18 protein-coding genes and 1 pseudogene are annotated in these 22,533 nt (G+C 39.2%); 5 read left to right on the top strand and 14 right to left on the bottom strand.

From position 1 onward, the window contains the following. Window positions 1-451 precede the first annotated feature (451 nt). The 6 genes from L2567_RS17185 to L2567_RS17160 all read right to left on the bottom strand — a co-directional run bounded on the left by L2567_RS17185 (window position 452) and on the right by L2567_RS17160 (window position 9,645). A complete protein-coding gene (locus tag L2567_RS17185) occupies window positions 452-1,705 on the bottom strand; it encodes a hypothetical protein (RefSeq protein WP_235299049.1) in 1,254 nt (417 codons plus the stop codon). Window positions 1,706-2,280: 575 nt separating this feature from the next. Beyond that, window positions 2,281-3,774, bottom strand: a complete 1,494-nt coding sequence (locus tag L2567_RS21180; protein WP_406626720.1) for a DEAD/DEAH box helicase — start codon at window positions 3,772-3,774, stop codon at window positions 2,281-2,283. A gap of 108 nt (window positions 3,775-3,882) precedes the next feature. Beyond that, on the bottom strand, window positions 3,883-7,005 hold the full coding sequence (locus tag L2567_RS17175; protein WP_235299048.1) for a PVC-type heme-binding CxxCH protein: 3,123 nt from the start codon (window positions 7,003-7,005) through the stop codon (window positions 3,883-3,885). A 6-nt stretch (window positions 7,006-7,011) separates the two neighbouring features. Then, window positions 7,012-7,767 (bottom strand): NYN domain-containing protein, encoded by a 756-nt coding sequence (locus tag L2567_RS17170; protein ID WP_235299047.1) that lies wholly within the window; start codon window positions 7,765-7,767, stop codon window positions 7,012-7,014. Between the two features lies 1 nt (window position 7,768). Continuing rightward, window positions 7,769-8,446, bottom strand: a complete 678-nt coding sequence (locus L2567_RS17165; RefSeq protein ID WP_235299046.1) for a pseudouridine synthase — start codon at window positions 8,444-8,446, stop codon at window positions 7,769-7,771. Continuing rightward, a complete protein-coding gene (locus L2567_RS17160; protein WP_235299045.1) occupies window positions 8,437-9,645 on the bottom strand; it encodes an ArnT family glycosyltransferase in 1,209 nt (402 codons plus the stop codon). The genes L2567_RS17165 and L2567_RS17160 overlap by 10 nt, the downstream gene beginning before the upstream one ends. Window positions 9,646-9,685: 40 nt before the next feature. Between L2567_RS17160 and L2567_RS17155 the strand changes: the two genes are divergently transcribed. Both L2567_RS17155 and L2567_RS17150 read left to right on the top strand, forming a co-directional pair. Then, window positions 9,686-10,744 carry a M23 family metallopeptidase gene (locus L2567_RS17155; RefSeq protein WP_235299044.1) on the top strand — a complete coding sequence of 353 codons (1,059 nt, stop codon included), beginning with the start codon at window positions 9,686-9,688 and terminating at the stop codon, window positions 10,742-10,744. A gap of 77 nt (window positions 10,745-10,821) precedes the next feature. Beyond that, window positions 10,822-11,286 (top strand): annotated as a pseudogene (locus L2567_RS17150) (peptidylprolyl isomerase); the annotation flags it as partial. A 16-nt stretch (window positions 11,287-11,302) separates the two neighbouring features. Here the strand turns inward: L2567_RS17150 and L2567_RS17145 are convergent. The 4 genes from L2567_RS17145 to L2567_RS17130 form a co-directional block, all read right to left on the bottom strand. Beyond that, window positions 11,303-12,412, bottom strand: coding sequence for a BamA/TamA family outer membrane protein (locus L2567_RS17145; RefSeq protein WP_235299042.1), 1,110 nt, complete (start codon window positions 12,410-12,412; stop codon window positions 11,303-11,305). 150 nt (window positions 12,413-12,562) lie between these two features. Continuing rightward, a complete protein-coding gene (locus L2567_RS17140; RefSeq protein ID WP_235299041.1) occupies window positions 12,563-14,074 on the bottom strand; it encodes a DUF547 domain-containing protein in 1,512 nt (503 codons plus the stop codon). Between the two features lie 77 nt (window positions 14,075-14,151). Continuing rightward, window positions 14,152-14,673 (bottom strand): 5-(carboxyamino)imidazole ribonucleotide mutase, encoded by a 522-nt coding sequence (purE, locus tag L2567_RS17135; protein WP_235299040.1) that lies wholly within the window; start codon window positions 14,671-14,673, stop codon window positions 14,152-14,154. Further along, on the bottom strand, window positions 14,670-15,815 hold the full coding sequence (locus tag L2567_RS17130) for a 5-(carboxyamino)imidazole ribonucleotide synthase (RefSeq protein WP_235299039.1): 1,146 nt from the start codon (window positions 15,813-15,815) through the stop codon (window positions 14,670-14,672). Before L2567_RS17130 ends, purE begins: the two co-directional genes overlap by 4 nt. 42 nt (window positions 15,816-15,857) lie before the next feature. Between L2567_RS17130 and L2567_RS17125 the strand changes: the two genes are divergently transcribed. From L2567_RS17125 to L2567_RS17115, 3 genes are read left to right on the top strand one after another with little or no spacing between them, the layout of a single operon-like run. Beyond that, window positions 15,858-17,189 carry a dihydroorotase gene (locus L2567_RS17125; protein ID WP_235299038.1) on the top strand — a complete coding sequence of 444 codons (1,332 nt, stop codon included), beginning with the start codon at window positions 15,858-15,860 and terminating at the stop codon, window positions 17,187-17,189. A gap of 9 nt (window positions 17,190-17,198) precedes the next feature. Further along, entirely contained in the window at window positions 17,199-18,323 is a 1,125-nt protein-coding gene (locus tag L2567_RS17120) for a DUF819 family protein (protein WP_235299037.1), read from the top strand. A 5-nt stretch (window positions 18,324-18,328) separates the two neighbouring features. After that, the gene (locus L2567_RS17115; protein ID WP_235299036.1) at window positions 18,329-19,744 is read left to right on the top strand and encodes a pyridoxal phosphate-dependent decarboxylase family protein; all 1,416 of its coding nucleotides are present in this window, start codon (window positions 18,329-18,331) and stop codon (window positions 19,742-19,744) included. A gap of 170 nt (window positions 19,745-19,914) precedes the next feature. On the opposite strand, the gene L2567_RS17110 is transcribed toward L2567_RS17115, so the two are convergent. From L2567_RS17110 to L2567_RS17095, 4 genes are all read right to left on the bottom strand, one after another. After that, window positions 19,915-20,253, bottom strand: a complete 339-nt coding sequence (locus L2567_RS17110; protein ID WP_235299035.1) for an RNA recognition motif domain-containing protein — start codon at window positions 20,251-20,253, stop codon at window positions 19,915-19,917. A gap of 172 nt (window positions 20,254-20,425) precedes the next feature. Further along, window positions 20,426-21,274 carry an MBL fold metallo-hydrolase gene (locus L2567_RS17105; protein WP_235299034.1) on the bottom strand — a complete coding sequence of 283 codons (849 nt, stop codon included), beginning with the start codon at window positions 21,272-21,274 and terminating at the stop codon, window positions 20,426-20,428. Continuing rightward, window positions 21,274-21,786: a 6,7-dimethyl-8-ribityllumazine synthase gene (ribH, locus tag L2567_RS17100; RefSeq protein ID WP_235299033.1), complete on the bottom strand. Its 513-nt coding sequence runs from the start codon at window positions 21,784-21,786 to the stop codon at window positions 21,274-21,276. Before ribH ends, L2567_RS17105 begins: the two co-directional genes overlap by 1 nt. A gap of 59 nt (window positions 21,787-21,845) precedes the next feature. Next, complete coding sequence (locus L2567_RS17095; protein ID WP_235299032.1) at window positions 21,846-22,523, bottom strand: tetratricopeptide repeat protein; 678 nt, start codon at window positions 22,521-22,523, stop codon at window positions 21,846-21,848. Window positions 22,524-22,533 lie beyond the last annotated feature (10 nt).

Below are 22,533 nucleotides of genomic sequence, written 5' to 3'. Positions count from 1 at the left end.
CTATAAAACGAAGCTAAAAGTAGCTGCATAAATATTCATGTTTCCCACTATGTTCAACATCTGAAAATATCTTACCATGGATATTTTTGATATTGAAATGTGGAAAACCGAACTGCCAAATTCAAACCTAAAAACAGACTATTTCTGTCTAACAATTGGGGGGAAGCTCACTTCCCAGAAGTGCTTTTTATTATTGAATGATTTAATATTGAAATTCAATCTTGGTAGGTGTAAATGAGTGAGTCAGGGGAATTGTGCACGACGATCTGGGCATATCGAGAGTGGTAAGGTACAAGCCATTCTGATCATGCCGTGTTATGTGTGGTGACTCTAGTCTTCATTTGGATTAATTCATCTATTCTAGCGTATCTCCCATACCATTCTGCCATATTTTCCACCTCCTAAAAGTCTTTTGGCTATCAATTTAAACATAAAGTTTTTGCAAAGATGCCTAATTAAATTCAGCTTTTAGGGCTATATTCTTCTGATTCAGTATGACAATTTCAAAGTCAGATTTATCCAAAACTAATGTAACCTTCTTATCATCCGTCTCTTGTATATCATATGGAACGGCTTTGCCAACTTTCTCACCTTTTTTGTAGGCAAGTACCAAACAAGGGCACTGGATATTTTCTTCAACAAATGATAGTTCCACTTCTTTACGATCACCATATACCATCCATTGTGGACGATCGTACTTTTTACTTCTTGGATGGAAAACTGCTATGTCATATCTGAATGTACCCATAGGAGGTAAATCAAGAGAGGCTTCCTTTCGTTGCTGACCAAACAGCTCACCAGATTCATTGACAAAAACACTAGATCTTTCTAGATCTGTAATCTGATAATACGAGTTTTCGTAATCGCTATTACCCTTTTCAGAATAAATGGTCTGATTTATGGTTAATGGGTTAACACCTGTAAATACCGTCAATCTCCCTGCCATCGCCTTTCCCCAACCCATGGACATGTTAGGCATATCTCCTTCGTACACATGATCAAAGCCACAATGAATTAATATCTTTTCGTTGGGGTATCGATTTAGATAGGATTCAATATTCCGGGCTTGATTAATTTCTCTTTCCTTCCCATTAGAATGTCCACTGCTTTCATACCCAAATAAATTGAACCCCATATCAAAGGCAGTTCTTATTAAATTGGCAAATTGAGGTTCTTGTGTAAAATATCCAGAATCAAGAATAGGATAACCATTGGCTTGCATGATTGAATCTGCTTGAGGCGTATTGAAATATCCTTCCATTCCTAAGTGTTTAAAGCCTCTTTTTTTGAGTCCTTTAAGTAGTCGAGTGGTAAAAATTCGATGTTGGGGCATTTGATGAGCTTCATTGATGATGACTACTTGGTGCTCTTCAGCTTCATTCAATATGTAATCTATTGCATCCATTGCTTTGTAGAGGCCAAAACTATCTCGTTGTTCCTGCGTAAGTCCAATTTCAATTGATTCTTTCGTATCCCAAATCTCATGCATCCTTTCTATGTTTCCGATTTTGGCAAATTCCCATGCTGTTCTATCGACAATGGAAGGAAAGGTATCCCAATAGGAAGAAAAATTGTATGGCATTTCATTTGACTCTGTATCAAAATGAAAATCAAATTCCACAAAATCTAACTTTTTCTGACTTTCACTTTTGGTATTACAGGCAATGCTCAGCAAAGAAATAGCAATAACAAGTAAGTGTTTCATTAATTAGTGTTTTATGCCCGTCAAGTTAAATATTATCCTCTTGACAAAGATAAATACACATTAGTAAATGTTTTTATTCAACTAAATTACATAAGACTGTTCTTAGACCTATTAACTCAGCTGATTCACTTCCCTTTCAGACTAACTCCCGCTTTAATAATATAGCATTTCTCACTTTGAAATGGGAATGAGTAACTTTTTGCATAATACTTTGCTATCATTGGCAGAGAGGTAAGACTAGAATTCAGCGAGTCTAGTTGTTTATAAAATAGAAAGCTATTCATTATTTATATTTTCGGTTTTTTTAGGTTGTTTCATCACACATAACTATCCCATACCGGCACAAAAATATATCACCTGTTGCAGAATAATGACCGATGGTCTTTCACATATGACGTTAGAACTTTTAATTGCCGTGTTCACCAAGGGTGCTTCATAATCTCGATATAAGGTATTTTCATAAAATGGATTAGCTAATCAGTAATTATCTCATAGCTACCTCAGTATACACCAAAATAAAAACATTGAAATGTGACCATAAAGAATATTGGACCATAAAACTATGTCTGTTTCACTCAATACTCCTTCATCAATCTCGACTTCAACTTACTCGTGTAGTCATCCCTTAACCACCTCCTGTAATTTAGCGTGCTCTTCGTAATACAGTAAGAATAGTGCTTGATACGCTGCGAAATATCGTGTTCCAGCAACCTTGCCAATCCCAGGGCAGTCAACAAGTCTGGTGCGTTCTCTTTAATCATGGATATGTGCTGTTCTAATGATTTTTCTAAAACCTCAGTTGGCCTTCCGTGCTTTGCAACGTTTTTATTGTATTCTTCATAGATGTCAAAAGTTACTTCATCTGTATTAGCGAATTTCTCTCTCAACTCATCTGGCATAACATAGCGGAATTGGCGTTCGATGTCTTCGTCCAATACCAAATTCTGATAAAATAAATCCGGTGATTTAAAGATCTTTTGCCAGTCAACAGGTGCATTCCAGGGACCAAAACGGGCCACATTGTTACCCAGATCAATGATGGTAAACTTTTTCTTGTTGCCTAAAATTCGGGAACCTCTACCAATCATTTGAAAATACAAAGTCAAGGACTTGGTCGCCCGATTCATAATGATGGTATCAATCGTAGGTTCATCAAAACCGGTCGTCAGAATACTTACCGACGTCAAAATAGCATCAGGGGTCTCCTTAAACCATTTAAGAATGGATCTTCTCTCTTTTGCAGAGTTTTTATTATCGAGATGTCGAATATCGAAACCAGCTTCTTTGAATGTCAGATAGACCTGTTGCGATGTCTTGATCCCATTATTAAAGATGAGGGTTTTAGTACCCAGTGCCTTTTCTTTATAGGCTCTCAATAAGAGAGACCGCATATTGAAATCTGCATACAATCTGTCAGAAGAACTAACGGTGTAATCACCGTTCATACCAACTTTAAGCGAACCCAAACCTACATTGTATACCTCAATATCTGCTTCTGCAAGAAACTCGTTTTTAATTAAATCATTGATTTGGGGCCCTACGATCAGATCATCATAGTTATCGTTCATAGGAAGCTTAATATTGCTACTCAGTGGGGTAGCGGTCACTCCCAGGATCATGGTATAGTGAAAAAACTTAAATAATTTCGTAAAGCTATTGTAGTGAGCTTCATCGATAATGACTAAGCCTATGTCTTTCATAGACATATCCTTATCATTCAGGCGATTATTCAATGTTTCTACCATCGCTACATAGCAGTGATAGGGATTGGGTTGTGGTAACTTCTTGACGCTGCTCTCAATTACCAGATTCTCGACACCAAATTTAGAAAGCATGTTGCTTGTCTGTCGGGAAAGCTCAATCCGATGCGTCAAAATCAAGACCTTCTCGTTTCGGTTTTCGACAAACCTCCTTGCAATTTCAGAGAAAATCACGGTCTTGCCTCCTCCAGTGGGAAGTTGAAACAACAAGTTCTTATTTTCTCCCTGGTAAGAGTCAATATAACTAAAAATCTCTGCTATGGACTCTGTCTGGTAGTCGTATAGATCCTTCTTTTCTATCTCTGCGATAAGACTATAATTTACTTTTAGAAAAACTGCAATATTACAGACTTATCTTGGATTTGTGGTTGCTTCTGCCCTGACTTTTTAAAATTTTTGATCATTCTGAAGTAATATCTACTGTATAGAATATACTCTAAGCAATTCTTCCGGGCTATAGTAAGTCGTTTGGTCCGTATCTCCTTTTCTTATAAATTCTACCTGATCTGCAGTAATGACCGAACTTCCGTCACCAAAAGCATTTTTCACGTAGGTGAGAACATCTGCAATTTCCTGATCATTTAACATCTTTTCATATCCGGGCATAGGTACTTGTCCGGGATAGTCTTTACCTGCTACGGTGATTGGTCCATAGATACCTTTAAGCGCAATTTTAATTAGGACTTCATCATTTTTGTTTACCCACTCCGAGTTTGTAAGCGGAGGAAACCCTGAAGCTACTAATCCATTTCCATCCTCTTGATGACACGTGACGCACGAACTTTCACGCATATACAGTTCCTTACCCCTTATGAAAGAACTTTTATGGTCTCCTTCTAATGCTGTCAATATTTCCTCTTGATTTTTCTCAGGTACGAAATTTTGATCCTTGAGATGAGCCAGTCCATAGTTATAAGAAGCCTTCATCCAGTTGTCTAGTGTCGATTTATCCACACTGTTTAAAACTTCTAATCCGTCTATGAGTGGAAGCCAAGAAGATGCCACAATGGCTTCTAGGCGAACACGGCCATGCTCGTCCTGCACTGCTTCTAAAAACAACGATTTGTAATCGGGAACATCCTCGTAATTATACCTCAGCACTTTGACAGCAGCCGCTCTCACCCTATGATCTGTTGAATTTAATAACTTTATGAGTAATTCAACATCTATCTGATTAATACCCCAACTTACCCACAGCCCTTCCAGGAGTGCATGCTCATCTGTCTGCTCAGCTTTCCAGCTTTGCAGGTGATCGTACACTTCACTTTCTTCTTTACCTCGTAGTGCTCTTCGGGACCTGTATCTTGCCCGGTATTCTGGAAGCTTCAAATTCTCAAATAGTTCAGCAATAGAGGCTCCATGTACTTTTGCTGGTGTAACCAATGGTCTTTCTGGATAAGTTATCCGTAGAACTCTACCATGAACGTGGTCTCTCAAAGGGTCTCTTGCATTATGCTGCATGTGTCCGACCAGAATATTATGCCAGTCCACCATGTATAAACTACCGTCAGGTGCAAATTCCAGATCAACTGGTCTGAAATTGCCATCAGTACTTCTGATCAGATCCTGCCTCCATTTGGTCTCATATCCCGTACCACTGTCCATCATCTGATGTTGCTTAGTCCCTAAAAATCCTATCGTATTGTTAAGCAACATATCGCCCTGCACTTCATCGGGAAAATGTCTGCTGCTAATAAATTCAAGTCCTGAGGTTGGACGTACTCTATGATCTGGTTCAATGAGGTTTTCTGTGATTGGAACCGGTGAACCATATCGTTGCTTCGTAGTAGATGGCATCATCCAATTAACAGTTGGACCTGAAGTGTGCAAAAAGAAATCCTGTCCCCAACGATCAAATGCCGTCCCCCAGGGATTAGGAATATTCATGTTGGCGATCCGATCTAATTTGTTTTTAGTGGGATTGTACCTATAGAAGCCGCCGTTAGCAGATCTTTGTGGCCCGTAGGCTGTTTCAACGCTTGTATGAAGAAAAACGCCTTCACCCATATACACAGCACCTGAAGGATCTGCGCAAAAAGCACTGATATTATGGTGGGTATCGTGATCATCGAAGCCACTAAAAATGATCCGTTCTGTATCTGCTCTGTCATCGCCATCAGTATCTGTAAATAATTTGAGATTTGTTCCTTGACTTACTAAAACTCCATCAGGTGTAAATTCAAACCCAACCGGTAAGTGTAGACCGTCAACGAATATGGTTTGCTTATCCGCCTTCCCATCAGCATCAGTATCTTCCAAGATAATTAGTTTATCGTCTGGTTTGCCGTCACCAGGTTTGTAATGAGGGTAAGAGGGCATAACACTGACCCACAATCTACCTTTGTCGTCAAAAGACATCTGACAAGGGTTTGCTAAATCCGGGAAATCTTCCTCAGACGCAAATACCTCCACCTTGTAGCCGGGTGCCATCGTGAATGTTTCTAAATATTCCTGTCCGTATTTGTAGGCTTGATCTTCTAGATTTTCAGGATTATAATTGGTTTCCACCTCTGGTAATGACCTTGTAGTCTGATCCAGCGAATCCAAGTTTGTCATTTGACCCTTGACGGCTGCCCAGATGGCAGTATCCCGGAGAGCTGTCATTTGTCTGATTTTTTCGATCTCAGCTGGATAATTATCTCCACCAAAAGGCTCATATCTGCGACCGTAGACATGAACTCCATTTGGGATTTTGTAATCATTATGCCACATCCAGTCTTTCTCGAGAACATAGTCATGGACCAGCTCCCGATTAGGGGTTTGATTAGATGGATTGGCAAAAATTTGATTGACCAATACTTCTGCCAATCTTTGATAGGATTCGTCCGTTAATTGAAAACCATCATCAGTATAGTCAGTCCAGTCATCAGTAACATCGTACAAGTCCACAAACTTGATTGCTTTCATATGAGCCACTTCAGACATAACTTTTGTATAGGCTCTTATGCGATCATTGATCTCAACTCCATCAGGGTAGTCAAAATCTTCAGAAAGGTCTTCGAATTTAATGGGTGAAATTAAAACCAGTTCTGAAGTGGTGTCTCCTTTATACTGCTGGGTAAGCGTGTGATCCAAGAAGGCCTCTAATTCCACGCTATAATTTTCGAGTCCTTCGTCTCCTCTAAAGGATTCATTATAACCGAAAAAAGCAAGTATCACATCTGGTTGAAGGGTATTGAGCCATTCATCTGAAGTGGAATAAAAACCAATACTATTGGTAGGATTACCTAATTCATTTTGATAAAATTTCTCCGCACCTTCAAAAGCCCACGGCGATTTTCTAGAAGAATGAGGCCTGAAACCGGGAGTGTTCCCCGCATCACACATATTACGAACTGTCAATCTATGATCGGCAAACCTCGTTTGCAACTCTGTTTCAAAATGACCAAAATTCATCATTCTTGAACATAAGTTATTACCTATCAATACGATACGGTCATCAGGATTGAGCTGAATTTTAGTGGTGTCATCATTGAGATGACAGGAAATCATGGTGAGACATAAAAATGCTGCCACAAGGACGCGACTATTAATGATCATTCTAGCTTACTTTTTTCTCAATTTACGTTTTTTCTTTATCCGTACATAAACTAACTTAAACCTTCCTGAATTCTCTCTTCTTTCGACCTCAAATTTATCAATGGATTCAATCAGCGGAGTCAGTTTTCTAAAGCCATAATTCCTGGAATCAAAATTAGGCATTTTCTTCTGCAGCAGACTACCTACATCTCCTAAAAAAGCCCATCCATCGTCATCTGATAGGTCCTCTATGGTAGAGGATATAAATTTGACGACTCTAGGTGTAATCTTGTCCACATTATTGGTTGCGGCCGGTTCTTTCGCGGTTTCGTTTTTGTCCGCCTCATTCTCAGATTCTCTCAATATTTCCAGATAAATAAACCGATCACAGGCTACGATAAAAGGATTCGGTGTCTTTTTTTCACCAATTCCAAAAACTTGCATGCCGGCCTCCCTGAGCCTTGTCGCTAATCTTGTAAAATCGCTATCACTGGATACCAGGCAGAAACCGGTCACTTTTCCAGAGTACAATATATCCATGGCATCAATGATCATGGCTGAGTCGGTAGCATTTTTTCCTCTGGTATAGCCATATTGCTGCACAGGTGTGATGGCATTTTCTAAAAGCACATTCTTCCACTTACTAAGACCGGGACGTGTCCAGTCTCCATAAATTCTTTTAATGGTAGGATTGCCATATTTTGCAATCTCCTCCATCATTTCCTTCACATATGCTGCTGGTATATTATCTCCATCGACTAATACCGCTAAATTTAATTCCATTTCAATTGTTTTTTAGTATCTCAAGGACACGATTAAAGTCATTGCTCAGGGGTGCTTTTATCTCAATGGTGGCTGATTCAGGAAGATTGATTTTCAATTCTGAAGCATGTAGCATCATCTTTTCCATCGCAAATAAGTTTTTCCACATCCTATTCTGTTTCGAGCAGCCATGAGGCCGATCACCAATGATCGGATGGAAAATATGAGCCATGTGTTTTCTGATCTGATGAAACCTACCTGTCAATGGTCTAATCTCTAAAAGACTGTACCTCGATGTCTCATGTTTGCCGAGTGGCACATCAATTTCAAATCTTTCTTTAAGCTGATATTTAGTAATGGCTTCTTTCTTTTTTAAGGCTTCGCCAATGGGATGGTCAATTTCACCAGTATCATCCAGCCAGCCCCGAACGATCGCAAGATACGTTTTTTCAACCTTATGATTCATAAACTGCTGCTGAATCATGGAATCCATCATTTTGTTTTTAGAAAAGACCAGGACACCAGACGTTTTTCGGTCCAGCCTGTGTGCTGGAAAAACCTTATATCCCACCTGATCTCGCAGCAACTGCAAAGCAAACTGCTTAGCATCTTTGGCAATTTTAGTTTTGTGAACCAGAAGACCATGTGGTTTATTGATTGCCAGCATGTGTTCATCCTCATAAATGACTTCTAATCGCATAGTGATGAATTTAAATCGTCACAATATATGCTTACCTTTCTATATCTCATTATATAAGCCACCAACGTCCAGTTTTGACACTCTGAGATTGAACTGGGCTTGGATATAAAGTTGGCTTCACGGTTAGGAAGTCTTTGAACACAAGACATGATCTCTTTATCTCTTGAAATGCTGCCATAATTCTTAACCATAATTATCAGAGAACCTGTCAATATTGCAAGAGTGGTCAACCTGGTGATATTAACATATTTCTGCCTGATAAGATCCACAGTATTTTCAATCAATGGCCAGGACATTAAAGCGACTGCCATGCAATAGTAGGGCAGGGAAGGAGCTAAATAAAATTTTCTTTGTTTTAAGCTAATGATAAGCGGTACCGATGCACAAATGCCTATGAGGAGCAGAAAAGCCGTGGCTTTAAGTTTTTTCCTTTCAATGCTTATTTTGTTGATTCTGGACAGGATTAAAAAAAGGATAGGTATCGATAATTCAAGCATCAGTTCAAAAAGAATCTGAAACCTAAAACTGGCAGTAATTTCCCTTTGATTTTGAAGCGATGCGAAGACTTGAGTGTGAAAATATTGCTTCATGTGGTCAATAGATGCAGGAAAAAACCATGCAATCAGAAACAATGGAATCAAGAAACATGTCCATTGGATCAATAATCTTGTTATCATCAATCTCCTTACACTGAAAATCCAACAATAAGCGATAATCGTCACCAACGGGAACAATCCTACCGGACCTTTGGTCAGAAATGCAGCTAAACACCATATGGAACCAAGTCCAATATTAAGAAGGGAATGGTTCCTAATACCATTGACATAAAAAATGACGGAAAGCAAAGTGAACATGGTCACATATACTTCAAGCATATTGTTTTTAAAAGTCCAGTGAAAAACGGGAATACATAGTAATAGAAGTAAAGGAAACCAGGCAGTCCTTCTCATTGAGAAAATGGACCACAATCTAACAACAAAATACAACGCGGACAGTGTAAATAAAAGATTATACAGTTTTTCGAGGAAGAATAAATCTCCAAAAAGGTAAAAGAACATGGCTTGTATGCCGAAAGCTAAAGGAGGGTGTTCATAAAATGTAGGATAAACAAATTCAGTATAATAAGGAGACCAGAAGCTGCCTTTGCCTTCTGCGAGATTACGGCCAATAGAAGAATAAGTTAGCCCATCGAAGAACATTCCTGTCGTTAGAAGTTGTGGAATAAAAGCCGATGCAAATATGGCTAAAACAAGATACCATCCAATTTTAGAGACTTTTTCTGATGCTTTGATTTCAGAGATTTTGTTAAATTTGCCCCACCTTAAAACAATGAGAACTCAATATTATCTGACAATAATAATCATTAGTGCTTGTATTTCACAATACAAATCACAAGAGAAAATACAGGGTCTTGCTGACACCATTATTTTTGAGAAAATTCTCTTAGACGGAGATACTGCCTTCATTGATCAATCAACCCAAGAAATTCTTACCAAAAGGGAATATCGTATGTTAGCAGAGACGGTTGAACCTTCATACATTGAGCCTTTGCTTGAAGATTTCTGGGATACTATGCAGGTGAATCCATACAAGAGTGTTGCTTTACAATATCCATTTTTATTAACTTTTCAAGATACCATCTATCATCCTCCTATTGACGGGAGAATGGTAGTGACATCCAGATTTGGAAGGAGAAGGAGAGGTCCACATCGGGGAATAGACATCGACCTGGAAATTGGTGATAGTGTCCGGACCGTTTTAGGAGGACAGGTTCGATTTGTGGGCTATTCGAGAGGTCATGGGAAGACCGTAGTTGTCCGGCATGATAACGATTTGGAAACGGTCTACGCCCATTTATCTGAATACAAGGTTAAGACCAATGAATTCGTCGAAAGAGGTCAAGTTTTGGGCTTAGGTGGAATAACTGGTAATGCCAGAGGGAGTCACCTGCATCTGGAAATAAGGCATAAAGGCGTTTGTATCAACCCTGAATACCTGTTTAATTTTTACAATCCTCACATATTTGCAGATTCTTTGTGGGTGACAGAAGGATTAACCAATCCATTGAGACACAGCTCCTATAGGAAAGGATCGTACGAAGTATTGACCAGTAGAGAACTCGCTGATGGTTATGATGCCCGTGCAGAGAAAATTTACGTAGTACGTCAGGGTGATACGCTTTGGGGAATTGCAAGAAAAAACGGAATGAGGGTCAGCGACTTGGTTCAAATGAACAAAAACAAAGTCAGTGCTACTTCCACATTGAGAATAGGCCAACATCTGGTGATTAGTCCTTGAAGCTCATTAAAAATATTATTTTCGCAACAGAAAACGTAAGAAAGATGAATGCAAAAGATAAAATCAATCCCAATGAAATGCTGGATAAGATCAACTCCGCCAAATTTGACAAGGACTTGGATGCTATTATTAAGACTTCCAAAGGTGATATACATGTGACTTTGTTTGCTACTAAAACTCCTAAAACTGTGGCAAACTTTACCGAACTTGCGAAGGCCGGATACTACGATGGTCTTAACTTTCATCGAGTGATTCCCGACTTTATGATTCAAGGCGGATGTCCTATTGGGCGAGGAACAGGTGGACCGGGATATACGTTCGAGGACGAATTTCATGAAGATTTGACTCATGATTCGCCAGGTATCTTATCTATGGCGAATGCAGGTCCTGGCACCAATGGCTCACAGTTTTTTATCACTCATGTGGTTACGCCATGGTTGGATGATAAACACACTGTGTTTGGTAAAGTGAAAAGTGAAGATGATCAGGATATTGTGGATGACATTCGACAGGGGGATGAAATCATATCGATTCAAGTAGATTAGTTTCGAACTTTGGTTAAAAGTATTGACCTAAACCCAGGACAAAACCTCGTTGTTTAGGATCATATAAATCAATTCCGTAATCCACTCTAAAGGTGGCTCCGAATATTTGTTGATATATCATTCTGATCCCTCCTCCTACGAAGTGTCTGAAGGAGTCCCTTGAGATTAATTCATTCAGTTGACCTCCCGGATTTCGCCAACTCCCAAGATCTGAGAAGGCCACCAGTTGTATACCGAAGGGATAGGCTTTCAAGATTGTTTTGCGGTATTCCAGATTGAAAATAGCCTGCCCTGTTCCCCTGTCGATCCGATTGCCAACACCTCTAATATTGACATAGCTATCCGCTACGAATGGTGCGAAAGGGGAGTAATTATTGGTTGAAAAAGCAAGTCGAAAACGCAAGGCGAGGTTGCCGAACCTTGGTTGACTAAAGAATCGTTTTAATTGAAACTGGACAATATGAAAGAAATCCCTTTCAGAAAAATTGTACACATTTTGCAATTGAAACCTCCATTCATACCCGTCAAGTAAGAAAAAATTATAGTTGATAAAATTTTCGGTAAACGATGAATTGATCAGAAACTTTGGTTGTCTCAGTGCATCTGGTCCTGGAGGATTTTGCAGTTGCTGATTTGAATTTTTCTGGTATTCCTCTATAAAATAGTTGCCTACAAATTGCAGGCGTCTATTAATGCCAAAATTTCTGATGATACCCAAACCTAAATTACTATATCTAAATTCGTAGTTAACCCTCCCTTCCTCGAAAAAAAGTGGTTCTTCTGAAGCCCATCGATTGATATCTATAATATAACCCCACCTGCTACCGATGAAGAAGGGGTCTCGATAGTAAAATTGACCTGAGTGACGGCCGTCATTGTTTTGGTAATGTAAACTTATATTTTGTCCTTCTCCTCGAAAGTTGGCATCTGCAAGACCCAATCTATACCAATAATTATCTTTAATGCCTCCAAAATTAATGATAGGAAGCAATGTATTTACTTCATATATCTGGTAGCGCGCAATGGAATTTACTGAATCAAACTGCATCGTGGCATAACCTACGCCAGGTATATTTTTAATACGCTGAAGATCTTTTTCAGGTTGATCTTTGAAAAGAAACATGGTTACATATGAGGAATCCATTTTGTGCAGACCTTCATACTGTATTGTCCATTGTGACAATAACCTTGCAGAAGATAAGAGGGCCCATATGATGATAACAATTCGCACTATACAAAGGTACGTGTAATTAGGCATTCATGGTTGAAATCACTATATATTGAACCTGAAACCAATATTATAGGTAGCTGCACCACCCTCATTTTGTAAGAGGAATCTGTTAGTAAATCCTGTATAAAGTAGCTCCAGTTCAATATTTCTGGTGAACTGGTATTTCCCTCCTATACCGCCTTGTATGAAGTAATCGAATGGAATTCTGTAATAGGGTGTAAATTGGGCGAGGGTGTATATCAATGCTTTGGTAGTGATACTATAACTTAAAATACCTGTCAAGGGTGTAGAAACCTGATTAATTCGTCCATTTGAAAGTTTTCCGATGTCTTCCCAATGCAATCCGAACTCTGTAAAAAGTGAAAATCTGGTTCCAATGGACCGGTCGTTGAAAAATTGATTAAATAAACTTGGACCTCCCCAATCGATATATGGCTCTCCATCCCCTCCGGCAAGATTGGTGCCTATTGGAAATACTAATCTACTTTGAATGGAAAAGTTTTGCCATTCCGGCTTTGGAGCCCAGCGGATTTGAGGACCAAAACTGGTAATTCCTTGTCTGAAATTTCCTGAATCCGGAGCATTGATCACATCAAATGGCGAAGAGGGAATACCACTGTTTAAAACCCTTCGGTATGAAGTATTGAATCCCAGATTGAATCTTCGATTGATACCGTAAAGAAAACTGGTATTTGTGGTAAAAAAGGTAGATCTGTTTTCTCTGGCCACCACCTGTGAATATAGATTATTAAAAATCTTCAACTCAATCTGACCCTTAGGTATGGTAGAGGAAACGATGTATCGTGCAGCATTAGCAGGTACATTGGGATTCTTTTGAGCTGTAGAGGTACTGTTAAGTGACCAATCATAATTATAAAAGTTCGCCGATATATTTTCATCAAAATCTGTATCACGATATTGATTAATATATTGAATTATAGAAGATCTGGAATTGCCAAAATCTTCAGCATACCAATTAAAAATTTGGGAAAGTTGAGCTTTATCATTTTCAAACCAGATAAAAGAAGGGTCATTTAAAGCTATTTTAGTTTGTCTTTCCAGTTGTTCTTCTATCTTTTCAGGCTGGTAAGCGAAATCCGTTATTCGTGGACAGCCAAGTGCACCACAAACTAAGACAAAGTGCAATCTTGGATCCTTGAACTTGTTCAGAATTTCTTTCTTCTCAAAATCATTCAGTGTAATATCCATTCCAGCTACTGTTACTTTTCTTCGATCAAAAAACCCGGCAACATCTTGCACTGAAGCAACAGGATAAGCCGAGACCGCTTCCTTAATAACCAGTAAGTTATACGCATTGATGAGGTATGCCTTTTGAGTCACTAAATCCAGCTCTTCGTATTCTGCTACGTTAATGATGTTTATTAGTTTGTCAAGGTTTGGTTCTTCCTTGATTTTCATGTAGGCAACCAAGCCATCTTCTACATAATTTTTGAAAAACATATCTGCTTTTTCAAAAAAATTTATATCTATTTGCTGTGCCGTTAATAAAGACTGGCAGAAAAAGTAAAAGGCTAAAACAAGTATATTTTTCATAGGAAGAGGAACATCATAAAAACCAAGCTTGTTTCAGATTGGCCTTTACGAAAGTATAACAATTCTGTGAATGAAGGCTAATTGTCTAGATCAGGACTATGATATCCCTTATTTTTGAGGTTTTCTATTTTCTGACCGACTTGCGATTTAAGGTCTTTTTTGTAGCTCAATATTTTATCTTGAATGGTTTTATCTGAAGAGCCCAGAATCTGTGCGGCTAAGATCGCAGCATTTTTCGAAGCATTCAAAGCTACAGTAGCAACCGGCACACCGCTAGGCATTTGTAATATGGATAAAATGGAATCCCATCCATCGATCGAATTAGAAGACTTTACGGGAACACCGATCACAGGTAAAGGGCTTAAACTCGCAACCATTCCCGGCAGATGGGCCGCTCCTCCCGCACCGGCAATAATAACTTTAATCCCTCTTAGATGGGCCCCTCCAGCATATTCAAACATGCGCTCTGGCGTTCGATGGGCACTAACTACTGTTAATTCAAATGGAATATCCATCGACTTCAATAACTCAGCGGCGGCTTCCATCACTGGAAGATCGGAGTCTGACCCCATTATAATTCCTACTTGTGGAAGGCTCATACCGTTACTTTTAGATGATTTTTTACAAATTTAGCTTTTTCAATGGCTTTTTGGAGGTCTTTGTCCGTTATGGTGGCATGGCCCATTTTTCGACTTGGTTTTGTTTCCTCCTTTCCGTAGAAATGTAAATGAACATTTCCCTTCGCTAAACAAGACTTCATTCCTTCATAATGAACTGGACCACTTACCTCCGGTTGACCTAACAAGTTGACCATAACAGCCGGTGTCGTCAAAGCTACATTTCCTAAAGGCATATTCATGACACCTCTAATATGTTGTTCAAACTGTGAAGTCTCGCAAGCTTCAATCGAGTGGTGGCCAGAGTTATGGCATCTGGGTGCTACCTCATTGACCAACAGATGACCATTCTTATCTAAAAAATATTCAACTGCTAAAAGACCGCAAATATTCAATTTGGTAATGAGTTCTATGGCAATATCTTTTGCTTTTTTCTCTATACCATTAGGGAGTGATGCAGGCGCAAAAAGATAATCTACCAAATTGGCCTCCTCATCAAATACCATTTCAACGGGGTCATATACCTGGGTTTCGCCATTCTCATTTCTGGCAACGATAAGGCCGATTTCTTTTTCAATAGGAACCATATCTTCCACAAGGCTTGCAGATGGCAGTAGTTTCATCAAATCCTGCTCACTTCTGATGACTGCAACACCTTTACCGTCATAGCCTCCTGTTCTTGCTTTCTGAACGAAAGGGTAATTCAAATTTCCATTGGCAATGTCACTTTTGATCGATTCTACATCTTGATATAATTGGAAGTTTGAACTGGGAATTTCATTTGCTTCATAAAACATCTTTTGCAAGCCCTTGTCCTTAATTATTTTCAAGGCATCAGGTGAAGGATGAATGGTGACTCCTTGTTTTCGTAACTCCAGTAAGGCTTCCAGATTAACACTTTCAATCTCAATCGTAACGATATCTTTATCTTGACCAAAGGCCAGAACATCTTCATATTTGGTAAAATCTCCTTCGGTGAAAAGAGGGCAGACCTTCCCTACAGGGAAACTTCGATCTTTATCCATAAAATGAAGATCTAGATCCCACTTTAGGACTTCTTCATATATCATTCTTCCGAGTTGCCCACCTCCCAGGATGCCTACTTTCTTTTGCCGATAATTCATTTAGGTTTGTTCGTTTTCGCAAAAGTATTAATTTTAGTGTATATGAAGAAGCTTATTAAGAATGTGCGAATAGTTAATGAGGGAAAGATTACTGAAGGTGATCTACTGATTAGCAGAGAAAGAATTGAAAAGGTCGGCGGTATCATCGAAGCAAATGGGGCGAAAGAAATAGATGGAAAAGGAAACTTCCTGCTACCAGGTGTGATTGATGATCAGGTACATTTTAGGGAGCCCGGGCTGACTCATAAAGCTGACATTGGTACTGAATCAAGGGCAGCTGTTGCAGGAGGTACTACAACATTTATGGAAATGCCTAACACCAAACCTCCAGCTCTTACTCAGGAAGCGCTGCAGTCAAAATATGATAGAGCAGCTCAGGTATCACCGGCAAATTACTCCTTTTTCATGGGAGCCTCTAATGAAAATATCGAAGAAGTACTGAAGACCAACCAAGATGAGGTCTGCGGTGTTAAGATTTTTATGGGTTCATCTACGGGTAATATGCTTGTAGATGACCAACAAACATTGGAAAATTTATTTAGTCAGGTACCTTTGCTGATCGCCACTCATTGCGAAGATGAAAAAACGATCAGAGACAACACCGCTGACTATATCAAAAGATTTGGAAATAATATTCCTTTTTCTGCACATCCTGAAATAAGGAGTGTAGAGGCATGTTATAAATCTTCGTCACTTGCCATTTCGATGGCTAAGAAATACAATACCAGACTACACATTCTTCATATTTCTACGGAAGAAGAACTGGCGCTGTTTCAAAATGATGAACCATTAGAACAAAAAAGGATTACATCTGAAGTCTGCGTTCACCACTTGTATTTTGATGCATCTCAATATGAGTCACTGGGTTCTAAGATCAAATGTAATCCAGCTATTAAGGAAAGCCGTCATAAAGAGGCATTGATGAGAGCTTTGCTGGATGATAGATTAGACATCATCGCTACGGATCATGCACCTCACTTGTTAAAAGAAAAGGATGGTGCTTATCTGGACGCGCCCTCCGGTTTACCGCTAGTTCAGCATTCATTGAACATCATGCTTGATTTCTATCAGAAGGGAGCACTATCATTAGAGAAAGTAGTGGAAAAAATGTGTCACGCTCCCGCAATTTGTTTTCAAATTGCAAATCGGGGGTACATTCGTGAAGGCTACTTTGCTGATCTGGTATTAGTAGATCTTGATTCAGAGTATGAGGTAACAAAAGACAACATTCTATTCAAGTGTGGCTGGTCGCCGCTAGAGGGGAAAGTATTCAAAAATAAAGTACTCAGTACTTTTGTAAATGGTCATATCGCCTACCAAAATGGTAGGGTAAATAGGGATTTACATGGTCAGAGAATCACTTTCAGCAGATAATACATTTGCATGAAATTCATCCCTCAAGTCCTCATTATATGCTTAGTTCCCTGGCTTTTAAATCACTTGCTTAAAGATAAAAAAGTAGGTAATTTATTGAGCCCAGTGGTTATGTCTTATGTCATAGGAATACTGGTGGCCATGTTTGGTTTGGTTCCACTTAATGAGGAGGTCAGCATTCGTTTTTCGGAGATCAGTATTATGATTGCTATTCCACTTTTGCTTTTCACTGCACATATCAGAGCTTGGTTAAAGCATGCAGGGCCCACTGTTTTGTCCTTTGTATGTGCGGTTGTAGCAGCCATGTTAAGTACGGCGATTTTTGCTTGGATTTTTAGTGGTAAAATCGATGAAGTGTGGCATCAAAGTGGAATGCTGGTAGGTGTTTTTACCGGAGGTACAGCAAATATGCAGGCTGTCGGTCTGGCTTTAGATGTCTCCGAGGAAACATTTGTAGTTTTAAATGCTGCCGAAATATTGTGGGGTGGCGTCTATCTTTTGTTTATCACTTCAATTGCTCACAAAGTGCTGGGTACTTTCCTTCCAGATCATATATCTACAACTGCAACTGAGGAAGAAGATGTAGCTATAGAATATATGAATTATAAGTCAATGTCTATTGCAATAGCGCTTTCTTTAGGCGTTGTAGGAGTCACCGTAGGTCTAGCATTCCTCATTTTCGACGGTTTGAGCAATAGCACATTCATTATACTTGCATTGACTACGATTAGCGTATTGTTGTCGTTTGTCAAGCGAATAAGATCTTTGGCGGGTTCATTTGAGGCTGGTGATTACTTATTGTTGGTTTTTTGCGTGGCTATTGGCATGAGGTCCGATTTTGCAGAGTTGATCAATACAGGAGGCAATGTCATTTTATTTACTGGTGGCTGTTTTTTGTTTGCCGTCATCATTCATTTAGCTTTGTCTAAATTATTTAATATTGATCGTGATACAACATTGATCACTTCTACGGCAGCTTTGTATGGTCCGGCATTTATCGGACAAATTGCGAGTGTGATGAAAAACAGGCAAATTGTATTTGCAGGTATGGCTACTGGTCTAGTGGGGTATGCGGTAGGCAATTATTTGGGAATCACTTTGAGTTATCTTCTGGAAAATTGGCTTACAAAATAGAAAATATGAAAGGGTTTCCCGAGCAAGGTCGAAGCATTGAGGAATTGGTAAACGAATTGGAGCAACTGAAAGCCAATGACCTTAACTATAAGGAGGGTAGGGCGTTTAGCTATGTTTACCATGTTTCGGAGCAGGTAAGTCAAGCTCTTCAATTAGCCTATTCGACCTTCTTTTCTGAAAATGCCTTAAATCCTTCGGCTTTCCCAAGTTTGAGTCAAATGCAGTCTGAGGTCATTACCATGTGCAAGGATTTGTTTCACGCTGGTGATTCAGCTTCAGGTCTGATGACCAGTGGTGGCACTGAATCCATACTTATGGCTGTAAAAGCGGCTAAGGAATGGGCCGTCAAGAAGAGAGGAATTGCTCATCCCGAATTGGTTATGTCTGTTTCGGCGCATCCTGCATTCAATAAAGCGTGCGATTATTTTGGAATTAAAACGATTATTCTTCCTATCGATGAAAATTACAAAGCAGTACCAGATCTCTACAGAGAAGCAATCAATCAAAATACGATAATGATAGTCGCATCAGCCCCATCATATCCACAAGGGGTGGTAGATCCAATACCAGAGATTGCTGAGATTGCCTTAGACAAAGAGGTACCTTTTCACGTAGATGCATGTGTAGGTGGATTTGTATTACCCTTTATAAAGGAAAGTAGTTTTCCGAAATTTGATTTTAGGGTCAAAGGAGTAACATCTTTAAGTGCTGATATTCATAAGTATGGATTTGCATCGAAAGGCAGTTCAGTGGTGATTTACAGAGATAGGGAGATGAGAAAATCACAATTTTATGTCTACACAGGATGGCCGGGAGGAATTTATGCTTCGCCCTCTATATTGGGAACCAAACCAGGCGGTGCTATCGCAGTAGCATGGACTGTTTTACAATTATTCGGTAGGAGCGGATATGAAAAGCATGTAAGCATCATGATGGATACTGCAAGAATGTTTCAAAATTTTCTGGAGACATTTGAAGGAATAAGAGTTATAGGTAAACCAGACATGTGCCTATTTTCAATAGGGTCTAACTCATTCGACATCTATGAACTAGGTGATGAAATGCATGAATTGGGTTGGCAAATGGACCGTCAACAAGATCCACCAGCTTTACACCTATCTATTTCGCCTGTTCATGCCAGGGTGTTTGAAGCATTTAATTCTGATTTTCAACAAGCTTATAATAGAGCAACGAGAAATAATGTAGTCAAACTAAAAAACCGATTGCAAGTGAATGCTGCGAGGGGTTTAAAAAAGGTTTTACCAAAAAAGACCTTCAAAAAACTTCAAAAATTAGCTGTAGATAAAAGTGATGCAAATAGCAACAGGTCAGCGGCATTGTATGGGATGATTGGGGATTTAAAAGGGAGTGGAACACTGGATGAGATGATTGTGGACTTTTTGGATAAGATGATAAAGTGAGTTTCCAATAGAATTTGGAAGTACTGATGGATATTGCAGGTAACAAAAGCCATTACGAGTCCGAAAGCAGATGTGAGTCACGGAGTAGATATAAGTTTCGTGTAATAAGATAAAATAAAAAAGCCGAAGCAAGCACTTGCCCCGGCTATTGAGATTTTATCTTCTACAGATTAATATCTGTTTCCTCCGCCTCTGTTGTAGCCACCACCGCCACCGCGATTGTATCCTCCACCTCCACCACCTCTGCGGTTTCCACCGAATCCAGAGTCTTTAGGCTTAGATTTCTTAACTACAATTTCTCTACCATCTAGGGTAGAATCGTTTAAAGCATTGATTGCGTCATATGCCTCGTCCTCATTAGGCATTTCAACAAAGCCAAAACCTTTGGATCTGCCTTGTTCTCTGTCCATGATGATTTTAACAGATTCGACTTCACCATATCTTTCAAACGTGTCTTGAAGAGTAGCTTCTGAAGTGTCGTAAGAAAGTTTTGCTACAAAAATGTTCATTATAAAAAAATAAAAAGATTAAAAAATTGAGAAAAAAATTAAAAAGCGAAACAGTGATGAGAAGCTAATAAATGATTATCTCGGTTCAAAATAATATGCCTTTCGGCTTTCATATGTAACTTACTAAAGAACAAAAAGATCGTTATCCGAGATTTCCTTGTTAAGTACGTTACTATAACGTCTCTGAAAGCATTTTAAGTTCACTAAAGTAAAATCTTTGTTGATCATCTTTAGCGACCTTTCCACACTCATATATTGGATCGTGCTCAAAAATAATATAAATATCGTTTTCCATGGCAAACTCGAGAAATTCTTTTTTCTCATTTAATGTATCTAAAGGCCTTATATCGTAACTCATTACATATGGCATTCTTATATGATATGAAGATGGCATCAGGTCTGCTGCGTAAGCGTATTGCTTACCATTATTAAGGGTTATGATGGGCGTCATCATAGCCTCAGTATGACCATAAAAAAACTTTACACCTATATTTTTTATCCAAGTTATATCCTGCACGACATCTATAAATTCAATGACACCATGTTCTTTTAATCCTACAATGTTCTCTTTTAAGAAAGAGGCTGCCTCGCGATCATTGGCATTCAAAGCCCACTCCCAATGCAATTCATTCGACCAATATGTGGCATTTGGAAATTGAGGAACTATGTTATTCCCGTCTTTTACCAATGCACCACCCACGTGATCGAAGTGGAAATGTGTAAGAAATACATCTGTAATTTCACCCGGCTTCAGATCATGATCTGCAAGCGATTGGATTAAGTCATAGGGTCCATGTGGTTCAAAATGTTTTTTGAATTTCTCATCCTGCTTATGACCCATTCCTGTATCGACTAATATTTTGCGATCATCTGTTTCTATAAGTAAACATCGCATGGCCCAGGTACACATATTGTTTTCGTCAGCTGGATTTAATCTGTTCCACAACTGCTTTGGGACCACTCCGAACATAGCACCGCCATCTAACTTGAAAAGTCCTGCATGGACAATTGAAATTTTCATCAAAATCCGATTTTGACCTTGAATCCTTTGAACTTACGCTTTATATCTGCCATCTTCAATGCGGAGATAGCTGCCTCAACTCCTTTATTACCGTACTTGCCGCCAGATCTTTCTAAAGCCTGCTCCATGTTATTAGGCGTCAATACACCAAAAATTACAGGCTTACCAGACAAAACTCCTAAGTTGATCAGACCGTTGGCAACTGCATTCGAAATGTATTCGTCATGCTTGGTTTCTCCCTTTATTACACAACCAATACAAATAATTGCATTAAAATTTTCTTCTCCCATTAACAACTTGGCGCCTACTGGCAACTCAAAAGTTCCCGGAACATGAATGGTCAACATATCGCTTTCTGACACCCCATTTTCTAAGAGCGTATTTTTACAAGCCTCCAACATTGAATGGGTGATATTGTCGTTCCAGTCCGATACTACAATACCGATTTTAAGACCTTCACCTGAGGGTAAATCGCCTTTACTGGCTGATAGATTATTATCTTTACTTGACATAAAAAAAGGTTTAGCACAAAACTAAACCTTTTCTATTTAAACTTTAGGAAGCTTGTATTTTAATCCATAACAAATTTCTGAGCCTCTATGCCCCACTCAGAATCCGGATATTTTTCTGTGATTTCCTTATAAATTTCCTGGGCTTCTGCATTTTTACCCTGGTACTTGTAAAACATGGCTAATTTCTGCATGTAATAACCTGCAACTGAAGCCACATCACTCGCATTTGCAGCTTTTTTGTAATTGGACTCAGCCTCACTCATATTGCCCAACTCAGAATAAGCATCTCCAAGGGCTCCAAACTTTGTCGCTTTCGTAAGATCTGTTGGGGCATTAAATGACTTCAACATCGCCACCGCGTCCTCATACCTTCCTAAATTTAGATAGCTGACACCTGCGTAATATTTTGCAGTGTTGGCTTGAGTGGTACCACTATAATTTTCCATAATGTCTAGAAAACCTTCACTACCCTGACCTGGATTTTCCAATGCTAAGGCAAAAGAATCTCTGCCGAATTGGTATTCTGCCATGTACATGGCATTCTGGGCAGCCTTTTGACGTGGTGCCTTGTAAAACATCTGGTAAGCAATATACCCGCCAATAAGCACCAAAACAGCTACAGCCGCTCCGATGATCGCATTCTGATTTCTCTCATAAAAATTGACCGCCTGATCCCTAACATCAACAATGTCAACCAAGGTTTCGTCTTGCTCCTTTTTCGTTTTTCTTCTAGCCATTTAATTTGCT

It is taken from the genome of Portibacter marinus (genome assembly GCF_021533195.1).
In the GTDB taxonomy this organism is placed as follows: domain Bacteria; phylum Bacteroidota; class Bacteroidia; order Chitinophagales; family Saprospiraceae; genus Portibacter; species Portibacter marinus.
This window is presented reverse-complemented; position numbering and strand designations above follow the sequence as displayed.